The 13855-nt window shown below is 42.5% G+C and carries 9 protein-coding genes; all 9 read left to right on the top strand.

All coding sequences use genetic code 11. The features are described from left to right. The 9 genes from ACH19P_RS15240 (at position 1) to ACH19P_RS15200 (ending at position 13699) form a co-directional block, all read left to right on the top strand. Complete coding sequence (locus ACH19P_RS15240) at positions 1-678, top strand: PulJ/GspJ family protein (RefSeq protein ID WP_462159450.1); 678 nt, start codon at positions 1-3, stop codon at positions 676-678. Then, positions 671-1552, top strand: a complete 882-nt coding sequence (locus ACH19P_RS15235) for a type II secretion system minor pseudopilin (protein WP_462159449.1) — start codon at positions 671-673, stop codon at positions 1550-1552. Before ACH19P_RS15240 ends, ACH19P_RS15235 begins: the two co-directional genes overlap by 8 nt. A gap of 8 nt (positions 1553-1560) precedes the next feature. Next, positions 1561-2589 (top strand): hypothetical protein, encoded by a 1029-nt coding sequence (locus tag ACH19P_RS15230; RefSeq protein WP_462159448.1) that lies wholly within the window; start codon positions 1561-1563, stop codon positions 2587-2589. Next, entirely contained in the window at positions 2586-3164 is a 579-nt protein-coding gene (locus tag ACH19P_RS15225; protein WP_462159447.1) for a GspMb/PilO family protein, read from the top strand. The genes ACH19P_RS15230 and ACH19P_RS15225 overlap by 4 nt, the downstream gene beginning before the upstream one ends. Continuing rightward, a complete protein-coding gene (locus ACH19P_RS15220; protein WP_462159446.1) occupies positions 3161-3601 on the top strand; it encodes a hypothetical protein in 441 nt (146 codons plus the stop codon). Before ACH19P_RS15225 ends, ACH19P_RS15220 begins: the two co-directional genes overlap by 4 nt. Before the next feature lie 11 nt (positions 3602-3612). Further along, positions 3613-5634, top strand: a complete 2022-nt coding sequence (locus ACH19P_RS15215) for a hypothetical protein (protein ID WP_462159445.1) — start codon at positions 3613-3615, stop codon at positions 5632-5634. Between the two features lie 316 nt (positions 5635-5950). Continuing rightward, a complete protein-coding gene (locus ACH19P_RS15210) occupies positions 5951-7900 on the top strand; it encodes a hypothetical protein (protein ID WP_462159444.1) in 1950 nt (649 codons plus the stop codon). Positions 7901-8076: 176 nt separating this feature from the next. After that, positions 8077-10629 carry an RCC1 domain-containing protein gene (locus ACH19P_RS15205; RefSeq protein WP_462159443.1) on the top strand — a complete coding sequence of 851 codons (2553 nt, stop codon included), beginning with the start codon at positions 8077-8079 and terminating at the stop codon, positions 10627-10629. Beyond that, on the top strand, positions 10613-13699 hold the full coding sequence (locus tag ACH19P_RS15200; protein WP_462159442.1) for a DUF4214 domain-containing protein: 3087 nt from the start codon (positions 10613-10615) through the stop codon (positions 13697-13699). The genes ACH19P_RS15205 and ACH19P_RS15200 overlap by 17 nt, the downstream gene beginning before the upstream one ends. Positions 13700-13855 lie beyond the last annotated feature (156 nt).

The raw sequence follows: 13855 nt of genomic DNA, 5'->3' as shown, positions 1-13855 counted from the left end.
ATGAGCAAACAAAAAGGCATGACATTGGTAGAAGTACTGATAACGATGACCATACTTACGCTTGTTTTAGCGCTAAGCTATCAGTCTCTCTCGGTGTTTTTAAAAGCTGCTGCTAATTCAAATTCTCTACTAGGAGAAAAACAAAAAGAGATATTAACTCGCGTATCTTTACGTAATTCAGTTGCAGGTATGCTGGATTATTACGTAAAGAATCAAGAGGGGCTTTATAGGCCATACTTCTACCATTCCGCATCCAAGATTCAATACGTATCTTCCTCACCCATGGTATTTAAGTCGTTTCAGGAAGTGTTCGTGTCGATAGAGAAAGTAACCGTTGCCAATGGGGAGCAACTTAATGTGTGGGAATGCCCCCTCAGTGCTGTTCTACCATACATTCAACAGGAATTTGTCACCAACTCTGAACAATGTTTAGAAGTGTCCAGTGGTATAGAAAGAGTCAATGTATCAATGTCGACTGATTTAGAAGATAAGGGAGAAGCGGTATTTAGTATTTTGAGACCCACTCAAACTGAAAATTCAGAAACAGCACATTTATTGCCCAAATCTATAAAAATTATATTGAATGATGGCAATGTTAAGACCATTTGGAATTTTCATACGCGAGTTGAAAATATAATGAAGTTCTATGAGATACAAGGCGCGGGAATCAATGTTTAACCAATTCCGTAAAGAGCGCGGGGTAGCCCTAATCTCCGTACTTGTAATTGCAGCGATCCTGAGCTGGGTGCTCAGCTATTTTATCGACAAAACAAAGGATAATATTGAGTTAGTCGAAAATGCGCGCAGCCGAGTATTGGCAGAAATCGATGCTGATTCTGCCATCGATAGAACTATGTTTATGCACTTTTCCGGAATGATAAATAGGGCTCAAGGTGGGAACTATTACGGTAAGGCATTTAAATTACAGGATGATGTGGAAGTAAGAGTTCGAGACACAGCAGGGACTTTATCTTTGATGGGGTTGAATGAACCCATGGTAAAAAGCCTGCTAATAAACGCTGGGCAAAGTATCATGGAAAGTGACTCATTTATCGATTGCTTGTTAGATTGGCAAGATAGTGATGATTTCAAGCGACTAAATGGTGGTGAGAGCCTCTGGTATGAAGAGCAGGAGTTACCATTACCGAGAAACACAAAAATACAATCATTATCAGAGCTCGAAATTACATGCGGCTTTCCAAAAGAGCCATCAATACAAGAACTGCTTAGAGAGAACTTGCGATTATACACAAGCGGAGACTTTAACCCCAGATTTGCATCGAAAGACGTTATTTTGGCAACCAGCTTAGCGAGTGACAAAAAGGAGACGCTTGTGGCATTTTTACAACAAGGACAAGAGGAAAAGGCCAGTGACTTCCTAAAAGGCAATCAATCAGGGCCGATGATGTCGGATTTTCAAATCTCGAATAACTTGATTATCAATGTCCAAGTTGAACGTCATGGAGTATATGCTAAGCGTGAGGTTGTGTTTAGTTATCGATTGCGGTATAAACCAAGGCCGTTGATCCAATACTGGCATTGGTCCGAGTAGTTTTAGATATGAATTTCAACTCTTCTGCGATAACTGGTTTCGTTAGGAAGCATACCAAGTATTTTTCGCTTGAACAGCGGGGCGAATCTAGCGTTTACCCTGTGGTTCTTATTATTCCAGCTGACTATGTGATCGAACAGCGTAAATATTTCAACATCAGTAAACGCAAAGACTTAACGAGTGCTATTGAGCTATTTGTTAATCAAAATAACCCTGTAGTAGATGGTGAGTATTGGACAACAGTAAGAAAAGGAATAAAAGGCTATTTTGTTACTATTAGTTATATAACAAAAGAACTTGTTCAGCAGGCACGAAAATTACAGCCTCGGGGCGGATTGATTATTCCCGAAACAGCACTTATCCGCCAGTTGGGGATGAAGGAAAATACACACATCGACGGTTACGGAAATTATGTTGATGATGACAATTATGGCATGCAGTTTGTCAGAGGTCAGAACTCAATTTTGAGTGCGCTCGCATCAGGGGAGCGAGTATCACGGAATGACTTTGAAGCTCTTATAGTAGAGAAGTTTTCAGAAAAGCAGTTATTACAATCTTTAAGAAAAATTCACTTCGGGCGACTGTTTGAAAGTAAATTCACGCTTGGTCATTCTCTCATTTTAACCTTACTTGTTTTGGGTTATCTGGGTCTGAGTTCCGCGTTTATTTATTGGCAGCATCAATCAGTTCTTGAGACATTCTCAGAAAATAAACAACTTACTCGGGCTGTACAACAAAAAGAAACGGAACTGGTCGATTTAGAGACTACGTTTGTTAAAAAGAATAAACCGTTTGAAAACTATGGATACACCTTTTTGGTGTTTAGTGTACTTAAAGATATAGGTATTTATTATGAGCTCTCAGGGATGACAATTGCTGATGGTGAAATTCAAATTGCAGGTATCTCTGACGATGCGGGTGAGTTGTTTAGAGCACTGTCAGAAAATGAGAGTGTGTCTGACTTAAGATATGTTATGCCGATCAGAAAGTCAGGAGCGCGTGACTCTTTCAGTATAGGTTTTAAGGTAAAACAATGAAAAGTTTAAACACACCTATTTTAGAAGTGTTTGATTGTTATGGTGTGAGCCAAAAACAAGCGAAGATGGTGTTGCTCTGCGTTGTTCTATTGTTGGCCAAATTTTTAATTGTTCCTGTATTACAATGGCAGAGTGAACTACAAGAGGAAACGAGCTTTTATACACTTCAACTCAGAGATGAGGAAAGTATATCAGGTGCAGTTGAACAATTAGAAAAATCGATTGCTCATCTGGACGACCAAGTTAATATAATTAATAAGCAGTACTTTCAAGGCTCTAAGACAGCTTTGCAGGTGCACCTCAATGACAAGATAGCGAAACAAGCACAACAACTAGAGTTAAAACTATCGAGTCGCAACAGCAAAGAGTTACAAACGGTAGAGGGAATCACGACGTTTGAATACAACATTAGCTTGAGAGGAACGTCGAAGCCGCTACAGGAATTTTTGTACTGGTTGGATACGCAAGAGCCAAAACTGTTGGTAAAGTCCATGCGCTTTAGTTCAGTAGGGAGAACCGCGAACGCAGATCTCATTTTGAGGATCCATCAATTAGCAGAGGTTACTCCCGGATGATGAAGCTTATCTCTGTAGTATGTGTGTTGATATTTTGTGTTGATTTCATAGTGCGTGTACTTCCTGATGATCCTGATAGAAAAACAGTTGTAGCGTCGAGTGTAAATTATCAAGCTGTAACGTTTGATGTACCAGAGAAGCCAGATTTTAACGACAGTTTATTTGGTAAAGTCGCACAGGAAGAAATAAAGACTGAAGAAAAAGTGGCTGAAAAACCGAAAGCTGAAGACCCCGCTAAAGCATTAAATTTGTTAGCAATATACACTCAGCCAGAAGCCTATGTGTTTGCAGCATTAAAAAAATCACAGAATAAAACACAAAAGTTAAAGGTGGGCGAAAAAATTGGGGACTTTACTCTGACCTCGATTTCGCAAAGCTCGGCAACTTTTGATCTGGCTGGTAAATCTTATACATTCACAATGTTTAAAACGAATTAAGGTTGAATTACATGAAGTTAACTCGTCTTTTTACAGCTGTAGGCTTGGCCCTTTTAAGTGCAAGCTGCAGCACAACTTCATCGCATGTGGTTAAGCCATCATCCTTACAGATCAACAAGGATGAAAGAGTTGTCGACACACAGCCTCGAGGTGTTGAAGATGAAATTGGGGAGCTTACATTAACGCCAATTGACTCGCTTGATGGAGTGGGGGTAACACCTCCTAGCACCAATAGTGAAAAACTCCCTAAGTTTGACAATGAAAAAGTCACCATTCAGGCCAATAATCTAAGATTGTCGGATTTTATTCACCTCGTCTATGGTGAGCAGTTAAATCTTGATTACGCGTTGGGCGATAAAGTGCGTTCAAGCCAAGCAAAAGCAACGCTAAGTATTAAGCAACCCATTCCTAAACAGCGCCTTTATTTACTTGCTCGTAACGTCTTGGAGCAAAATAATGTAGTGTTTCAGGAAAAAAGCGGTGTGTATTTCTTCCGTATGGTAAACCCAAACGACAAGGCAGGCTTTAACTTAGGCGTGGGTCGCAATTTGACGGATGTACCTGATGTACCGGGGCAAATCCTACATGTTACTCCTCTTTACTACGCTGATTGGAGGTCGTTAAACAGGGTTGCAGGAGCTCTAACAAACGCTCAATTAAGCTATCTGTCGGAACGAAATGCCGTGCTTATCACAGGTGTTAAACAGGAAGTTGAGCAGGTCTTGAAAATTATCAATGCATTTGACCGACCCTCAGCGAAAGGCCGTCACATAGGTGTCATAGAGCTAGTCTATATTACCCCGGAAGAATTTAGAGAGCAGCTTGATGAAGTGTTCACTATTGAAGGAATTCAGCTTTCAGACGGGGCTAAAGAGGGAGTTGTTTCAGTTACTCCGCTCAAACGTATGCGCTCAGCACTGGTCCACTCTGCATCACAAGATATTTATGAGAGGGTGATGTATTGGGCGGAGCGATTTGATGTGCCAAGTTCATCAGATGGCCGTAAGTATTATACGTATTTCCCGGAGAATGTTAGTGCAAAAGATATGGGAGCAAGTCTGAGTAAATTATTTTCACTCAGTAGCAGAAATGGTGGAGCTGCATCATCCCAAAATACTGCATCGAATCGCGATGATGGAACCGCGAAAACAGTGAACACGTCCGCCAGTCAGCAGGATTTGTCTATGGCTGTCGATGAAATACAAAACGCCCTAATATTTTATGCAACGCCATCTAAGTATCACGAGACGCTAGAATTGATTGAACGCCTAGATGTGATGCCAGGGCAAGTACTGATTGAAGCCGCTGTTATCGAAGTAACGCTGGATAATGCATTTAGTCAAGGGATTGATTGGTCGAGTAGCAATGGATTAGAGGCTCAGAACAAACAGTCTACTTTGAGTATTGGTAATGGGCTTTCTTACGCTATACAAGGGGTTGATTTTAATGCCAGCATTAGCTTCCTCGAATCAAACAGTGACATCAAAATAGTTTCACGCCCGAGAATGCTGGTGCGCGATGGGCGAACGGCGACAATGAATGTGGGTACTGATGTCCCTGTCATTACTCAATCGGTAAATGATTTAGACAACACTGATCAGGTATTACAAACTGTTCAGTATCGCTCTACAGGTGTCAATTTGAGTGTAACACCGACTATCAACGCTCGAGGTGTTGTGTCTATGACAGTGGCGCAGTCTTTGTCTGCTGTAGGTAGCGATAAAATTGAAGGAATTAACTCGCCAACCATTCTAAATCGATCGGTAAATACCGAGCTTCTTGCATTAGATGGCAAGACAGTTATTTTAGGGGGCTTAATCAGCCAAGATAAGAGTAACGCAAACACCGCTGTTCCCGGATTATCTAAGTTGCCTGTAATAGGAAATCTGTTTTTTGGCAGTAAGTCAGAGGAAAACCGCAGAGTAGAACTTGTTGTAATGATAACACCGAGAATAATTGCTAATGAACTTGATATTGATACAGCGATTGATGCGTTTTCAAACGATTATGAGAACTTAAAGCTTGAATTTTAAGCAGGTGTTAAGCTTTAAGGTTTATCCTTATGTAAATATCTTGCTCTAAAATGCGGGGCGAGTTTAAAAAGTTGTAAAATTAGGTGTAAATTCCATTGCAGTGAACTTGGTAATTTGCTCTAATTACAATAGGTTTTAATTGACAACGCTGGCAGTAACCTTTATAAAAAAAGGGCTGATATCTTCGTTAGCAAAACCGAATAAAATTAAAACAGGTAGTAGTTGGCAATATACACATTGACATCTTAATCGCCTGTGCTTTAATACAACCTTTAATTGGTATACCAATAGAAATAAGTTCTAAAGGAGAAACTTAATGAACTATAAAAAAGGTCTAGTAGCGCTAGCAATCACAGGTGCTCTAGCTACTCCGCTTGCCGCTAATGCTGCGCAGCTAGTAACTTTTGGTGGTCAAACTGACACTGCGAACACTACTGCAGCTCAGGTTGGTCCTCAAACTGGCCCTACTAACGACGGCACAAACAACGCAGTATTCTGTGGTTTGGAAAACAGCGCTGTTATTACTTGTAGCCCAGTTGTAAACGACGACCTAACGGTTGACCAAATTCTTGCTGGCCAAGATATTGACTTCGACGCTGACACGCTTCCACTTGTGAACGGTTCATTTGCTGGTTCAGCACGTACTGACGTTTCAGTTGGCTATGCAGCAGACCGTACAATTCCTAACGAAGCTACATTCACTTACACTTTCACAGGTGCTGGTGGTTTAGCTGCTTCTGACGTACAGAACGTTGTTCTTGTTGCTCAAGCATATACAGCAAGCGGTCTTGCTTCACAAGGTCAATATGTTGAAGTTGGTTCTGTTATCACTTCAACTACAACTGACGGTGTAATCAGCGAAGTTCTTATTCAGATCGATACTGCTCCTAGCTTCCTAAGCGGCCTAGATTTCCTACACGCTGATGGTGCTGGCACTGCAGCAGGTTGGACTGACCGTGCAGGTGTTGGTTCATTTGTTACTGGTGATGCTCTACCAGCTGGTACTCAGCTTTTCCTTGCATCAGCTGCAGCTGACGGTTCATACAACCCACTAACTATGGCTCTTAAGTCAACAGCTGTGAAAGGTGACGTAGTAGAAGCGCAAGTTTCAGCAGTACGAAACACAGCTAACTTACCTCTAGACTCACTTACAACTGGTGTTTCTACAGTTATTACTGTTACTGACGGCTTCGAAATTCAAGTTGTAGACCAAGCTACTAACACAATCCAAGTAGAAACTGAGCGTACTACGTTCGAAGATTGTGTTGCTAACGATGAAACTGTAGATCTAGCTGACAACACTAACTACACTTGTGGTACAGACGGTAACGATCAAGGTCTTACTTCACGTGCATTCGTTCAGTTTGCAAGCTCTGCAGACGTAGGCCTTCAAATCACTGATTCAAACGCGTTCAGCTTCGCTCTTTCACGTAAAGACGGTGAGCCTCTTGACGGTGTAGATACAGTAACATTTGGTGGCATCTCTGCTACTAAACCTGCTACTGGCACTGTTTACACAGGTACTGGTACACTAGGTACTGCGAATCTTCTTGACACTATGGGTACTCGTCTAGAAGCGCCAATCGACATCACAGTTAACGGTGTTGACGCGTTGTTCCCTAACGCTCAAGACGCAGCTGACTGGGTTCTTTCTAACGTTCAGGTTTCTGGTGGTGCACTAACTAGCCCAGTTATGGTTCCTGTAGTATACGGTGAAACTGCAACGACTGGTTCAGGTACTAACCCACTTATCACTACTGATCGCTCAGATGCTGATTCAGTTGCTGTTAACGGTGTAACTCACGTTTGGAACATCGACGGTGCACAGTTCAAAGTACCTTATGTTTACCACATCGGTAGCACAACTGGTTACTCTTCAACTATTAAAGTGACTAACGAGTTCAACACGCCTGCTGGTATCGAAGCTGACATCATCGTAGCTCCTGCTGGTCTAGGTACTGGTACAACTGCTGGTAACACTGCTCCTATGGGTAATAACACGTTCATCGGTATTAAACTACCTATGACTATCCCAGCAATGGGTCAGTACACATTCACTGGTACAGACCTAATCGCAGCTATCAACGCTGAGTACCCTGGTACATTCGATACGTCTATGAACTGGCACATCGAAGCGACATTCCTAGTGAATGCGCCTCAGAACTACGTACACGCTGCGGCTCAGAACTCTGACCCACGTGGCCGTGCTGACAGCCCAGTTCTATACAAAACTAATAACATCAACGACGGCCGTCAATGGCAGTAAGATCTAGTTAGTTATAAAAAAGCGCACTTCGGTGCGCTTTTTTTATTTTAAATACACAACCTCAATTTCCTTTCTTTTGATATTCAGAATCTGTTAATATCTAGCTGTCTATTATGTGACCATGCTAAATTGTGTCTGTCACAACATTTCCACACGTAGTCCTAGAGGTAAAGTGAATGCGTAAGAAGCTCCTTTCTTGTTTAATACTCCCATTATGTGTTTCTTCGATGGCCCATTCGGGAACTGCAGGGTATTGGTCAGACATCAATACTGGCTCTTACCATGTGCTAGCATTAAAAGAAGATGGCACTGTTTGGGGGTGGGGCAATAACAACTTAAGACAGTTGCTAGGCGAACGTGGTGTAAATTTTGATTACCCCAAGCAAATTAGTTCCCAAACAAATTGGCAAAGCTTGTCGTCAGGCTCTTATAGTAGCTACCTTATTAACTCCTCAGGCGAAGCTTATGCGGCAGGAGTTAACTCACGAGGAACGTTAGGTGTGGGTCACATTAATGATGTTACTGAGCTGACAATAGTTGCCAGTGGTTTCAGAAAGAATGTTGACGCGGTTGAGGAAGAACCGGCATGGACTTCAACGGGGCCACAACTATGGCGTAATATTTCAGCTAATTCATTATTGGCGATAGGCCTAACAACAGGTGGCGACTGGTATGCTTGGGGTGACAATGGTGCTATGACCATCGACAGTGATTTGCCAAGCAGTATCATATCATCACCACATTTAATCGAAAAAACTAAAGATAAAGAATGGTCTGAAATTGGGCTAGGTACAAATTTTTTCGCTGGGTTAAGTTCCGATGGCAAAATTTTTACTTGGGGTAACAATGACCAAAACCAGCTTGGCCGTGGAACTGTGGCTGATTTAGCCACTCCAGGGGAAGTATTACACCCTGAAAATAAATCTTGGCTGACTATGCGAGCAGGGTTCGAGGGAGTGTTAGCTGTTGATTCAGAACGAAAAGTGTGGTTTTGGGGGCAGATGCTAAATGGCCCTCGAGGAGCTACTCCTCAACCACTTTTGGTTGATGGTGAGCAAGTTCAATACAGTCTAAATACCCTCGTCGCTGACATCAAAGACCGTTTAATCATCGGTGAAAATAACAACGCGATTATAACTGATAATGGCAATATCTATATTTGGGGTTTTAACGACTACAACCTTGTTGATCCCCTCCCATATGATTTAGTAACAGAGCCTACACTCGTTAAACGACCAGACAGAACGCCTGTGGTAGCACAAGAGGCTAAACTAACGATTAGCTCATTGATAATTCGAACTAACAGTGGCGAGATATTAGCTTATGGTCGCAATCTGAATGGTGAATTGGGTATAGACAGTTTGGGTGTCGAATTACAGAAGCAAGTTGTACATCCAACAGCAGGGCATACTTGGCACAAGGCTGCAGCGGGACAAAATCATTCTCTTGCTATAACTTTTGGGACGAAATGTAAAACTGCGGGAGATATCTGCCCGTCGGGTGTAAGTGAAGACACTGTTATCGGAGAATTATGGGGGTGGGGTGATAACTCGGAAAATCAACTTTCATCATACTTAGTAGACCCTAACCCTAATACCGTAGTTATCGATTATCCAACTATCTTATCTCCAAAGCGAGATTGGATTGATGTCGTATCTAACGCAAACCACAGCTTTGCGATTGATGTTAACGGCAACTTATATGCATGGGGTGACAATACTTTTGGTCAGCTAGGTGATGGCTCTAAAGCCGACAAAACTAAATTTACTAAAATCGAACACCCTACTGACAGCGAGTTAAGGTGGCGAAGTATTTCTACCAGTGAATCTCACACGTTAGCAATAGACTCAGATGGTAAACTATGGGCTTGGGGACAAAACGACCAAGGACAACTAGGAGTGGGTTCTACAACTGAATCACTGGAACCTCAACTTGTGTCTAATCTGACACATTGGCAAGAGGTCGCTGCTGGCAATGGTTTCAGCTTTGCTACGACGACTTCAGGTCAGCGATATGCGTGGGGAACTCAAAGTAGAGGTGCTTTGGGTAATGCAGTGGCTGATAATGAGCTTATTGTTACCGCTCCTGAATTAGTAGTAGATAGTATCGAGCAATGGGGAAGCATTGAGGCTGGCTCAGGAAGTGGTTATGCGATTGGCATCGAAAATAATGAAACCAACTTGTATGTATGGGGCGCCAACCAAGACCTAAGTTATAACGCTGAATTGAGCACTTGGGAAAAGTCTGATGCTTCGACACCAGTACAACTTCCCGCTCAAGACAACGAGTTAGCAGCAAATTCTTTAAGTTTTGGTGCCAAGATATTTTCATCTGCAACTTCTCACTTTGTAATATCTCAGGATGGGGATTTATACAGCTGGGGGCGGGGTGATTCTGGTCAACTAGGTCATGGTGACCTGTTAGATCTCAATGTACCTAAAGCGGTTGAGCCAAGTATATCATGGGCTCAAGTTAGTGCTGGCACAAACCATACAGTAGGCATTACCCGTGAGGGACGCTTATTCACTTGGGGTGCAAATGCGTACAACCAACTAGGCTTTAATACTCACATATCAAAACCATATCGGGATATTCCGACCAGAGTAAGGTTGTACGACTTTGATGGTGATGGTGCTCCGGACAACATTGATGCGTTTCCTAAAGATGGTCGCTATATTCGGGACGTTGATGGCGATGGTACACCTGATTTAAATGATGACGATTCTTGATAACGATGGACTGAGTAATAACTTAGAAGATCTCTTAGGTCTTGATAAAAACGATCCTTTTGACGCAGATACTGATCTCGATAACGACGGTATAGGTGCTAAATATGAGTACGCATATATAGATGCAACCAACAAAGAGCTAGGTACAGTTTCTTGCGAGTATGGCGTTGACCCAGATTGCTCTATAGGTCGTTCAACACCTGAGCCATTGCATGAAGATTATTTAAATAACTCTGTATACCCCGAGGGCTCGTTGAACGAGGTCCAATTGAATAGATTACACATAACCTTTGAAGGCGATTTAGTTGACCAGAGTTTTGAAAGTAGCTGGCTGAATATTGATGCTACTCCAGAGTGGATTAAAAATGATACCGAGGCATATAGAAGGGTTAACGACAGACTTGATAACTATATTTTGATTGGTGAAAAAGAGGGGGTGTTTGGTTACGGCTCAATCACAACTGATCAGCATGCCTACGGAGGCTCTCGTTCAGTTGCACTATCGAGTGCAACACCTGCATTAACCTTTAACCCACTTACAAATGAAGACTATTTAGGTGAGTTTGGTAGAGCGCTCGCAAGCGGGACCATATCTTTTGCTTACAAGATGGATCCGGCATTTACCGCTGGAGAGCGTCTGGAGCTGGTAGCTACCCGTTACGATGAATCAAGCCAAAAAGTACTATTCTCTACAGGAGTTAAGAGTTGGGGATGGACCAAGGTTTCGGTTACTAACTCAGCCCCTGGTGCATATCAACTAAGTTGGCGTTTTGTGGGAGCTTCTTGTACGACTAATTGCTCAAGTGCACCAAAAGTCTACATAGATAGCGTCACTGTGCCATTTGATCGCAATAATGGTGGGATGCCAGTAGAGTACAGAGCGTTGTTAGGCGAAGTTGCAGACAGCGACGGGTTATCTTTGCTAGAGGAATATAAAAACAATACCAATCCGAACGTTGATGACACAGATAGCGATGGTTTAGACGACTTTGTTGAAGTCAATGATGCAAAGACCAGTCCTACAACTTTCGATAGTGACTCAGATGGCTTGAGTGATGGGCAAGAAGTAAACGATTTAGGAACGAACCCACTGCTCCTAGATACAGATGGCGATGGACTTAGCGATGGAGATGAAGTTAATACACATTTGAGTAATCCGTTAAATGTTGACTCTGATGGTGATGGCATTAATGACTTCGATGAAGTGAATACACATAGCACTTCCCCTATCAATAGCGATACTGATGGAGACGGCTTGTCTGATAGTGTTGAGCTAAACGAACATAATACAGATCCAACTGTGAAAGATTCAGATGGCGATGGTATTTGGGATGGTGTTGAGGTTCTGTATGCATTTGATCCAAACGTTCCTAACACTGGAGATACGGATGGCGACGGAGTATCAGATGTTGATGAAGCTGGTGAGTATGGTATCGGGACCAACCCAACCAGTAATACGGACAATGACCGAGATGGTTTGCGTGACGACTATGAGGTGTACTTAAACATCGCGAATCTTACATTGGCACAGTTGTGGGCAGACAGTGACGGCGATGGGCTTGTTAAGGCATTGGAGTCAGTGCTGCAAACCAACGCATCACAAAAAGACAACGACTCATATCGTTATTTCAACGACCAAACCTACACAGACATGCTGACGCGCATGGCGCTGGCGCACATTCGTGGCACATTGCAAATCAGCGATACAGATTTGGCAACGTTGCAAAGTGATTTAGGCATTACCACGCAAACACCGGCATATGATGTTTATGCCAAGGTTGCGTCTCCGGATGCACTGCTCAACTTGAGTTTTATCGGTCGCGCTTATAAGGCGGTATTAGAACGCGATGCGGCTTATACAGGCTTAAATAGTTGGCGTTCAAAGTTAAATTCAGGCGTCACTGAGCTGCAAATGGTGACATCGTTCGTGAATTCGAGTGAGTTCCAGAGTAAATACGGTAGCCTAAGCGATGGTGAGTTCGTTGAACTAGTATTCCAAAATGTATTAGGACGTTCACCGAGTCAGAGTGGTTATGACTATTGGGTAGGTAAGCTGTCACAGCCGGGCTATACAAGGGCTCATATGATGTTGAGTTTTGTTAATACGCCGGAGTTTATGGATGCTCAGTCAACGATTCAGATAGTTAAGAACATTCACTTAGCAATGACAGGCCAGGTGATTGATTCAGCAGGTTTGGCTCGTCAAACGACAACATTTGATGACGAGGGGTATGCTTTAGAGAGTATTATGCGTGATAACTTGGTTGCGTATACATTCTTTAAGAATATGTCGCCACAAACTCAACTGGCGTCAAGAGATGATGATGCTGATGGTTTGCCATTGCGCGCGGAGTTCACGGACGGATTAGATAGCAGTGTAATGGATAATGGAGTAAATGACAGCACAGAAGCGTTGTTGAAACAGATTGCTCGCGAGTTAAACGATGAGTTCTATTCATTCCAAGCTATAGAAGATAAAGCGGCGTTGATTGATGCAGATAGTGGGGATACGCAGCTAAACAGTTTCATCCAAGGAGAGTTAGTGGGTGAAGGTTTTGAGGAGCGTAAGTCACTGGTTCGCTTATTTTATTCAGTGTTGGGTCGCGGAGTAGCAAGCAGTGGTTACCAATATTGGTTAGCACGCTTGGTGGAGGGCGAATTGACCTTAGAAGGGATAGCGAATATTTTTGCTGAGAGTGCGGAATTTGAAGCGCGCTTTGGAACGGACTTATCCAACAGTGAGTTTATAGATGTTGCATTTATGAATATTTTCAACCGGGCAGTAGGCGCTTCAGGAAAGGCGTATTGGTTGGATAAGCTGGACAATGGAATGAGTCGAGGAAAGTTTGTAAGTCTTCTGAGTGAGTCGGCAGAAAACGTAGGTAACAATGTCAATAGAGATACGGCGGAAGTACTACATCTTACATTGTTGAGATTGGCTATTACAGGTGCTCAACAATCAAGCTTTAATACAGCAGTGAGTGGTTTGAGTGGTGCAGCGTATGATGAAGCAGTGGCAGGCTATGCTGTTGACTTAATCCGCAGTACGGCGTTTATTAATCGCTTTTAATGCTATGTAATCATTGATTTAAAGGGTCACAAAAAGTGGCCCTTTTTTATTGGCAGTATATTGGTAACAATTAACAACTTTTTAAATGTAGAAAACGCTAAGAATTACGTGTAATCATGCTAAAATACTTACTCAGGAAGAGAGAAAAGTACATAT

It is taken from the genome of Pseudoalteromonas sp. GB56 (assembly GCF_054923835.1).
This window is presented reverse-complemented; position numbering and strand designations above follow the sequence as displayed.

What these genes read in the sequence shown, in the direction of transcription:
- ACH19P_RS15210 (WP_462159444.1), top strand. Translation starts at nt 5,951, where the DNA reads ATGAACTATAAAAAAGGTCTAGTAGCGCTAGCAATCACAGGTGCTCTA.
- ACH19P_RS15200 (WP_462159442.1), top strand. Translation starts at nt 10,613, where the DNA reads ATGATGACGATTCTTGATAACGATGGACTGAGTAATAACTTAGAAGAT.
- ACH19P_RS15205 (WP_462159443.1), top strand. Translation starts at nt 8,077, where the DNA reads ATGCGTAAGAAGCTCCTTTCTTGTTTAATACTCCCATTATGTGTTTCT.
- ACH19P_RS15215 (WP_462159445.1), top strand. Translation starts at nt 3,613, where the DNA reads ATGAAGTTAACTCGTCTTTTTACAGCTGTAGGCTTGGCCCTTTTAAGT.
- ACH19P_RS15220 (WP_462159446.1), top strand. Translation starts at nt 3,161, where the DNA reads ATGATGAAGCTTATCTCTGTAGTATGTGTGTTGATATTTTGTGTTGAT.
- ACH19P_RS15230 (WP_462159448.1), top strand. Translation starts at nt 1,561, where the DNA reads ATGAATTTCAACTCTTCTGCGATAACTGGTTTCGTTAGGAAGCATACC.
- ACH19P_RS15225 (WP_462159447.1), top strand. Translation starts at nt 2,586, where the DNA reads ATGAAAAGTTTAAACACACCTATTTTAGAAGTGTTTGATTGTTATGGT.
- ACH19P_RS15235 (WP_462159449.1), top strand. Translation starts at nt 671, where the DNA reads ATGTTTAACCAATTCCGTAAAGAGCGCGGGGTAGCCCTAATCTCCGTA.
- ACH19P_RS15240 (WP_462159450.1), top strand. Translation starts at nt 1, where the DNA reads ATGAGCAAACAAAAAGGCATGACATTGGTAGAAGTACTGATAACGATG.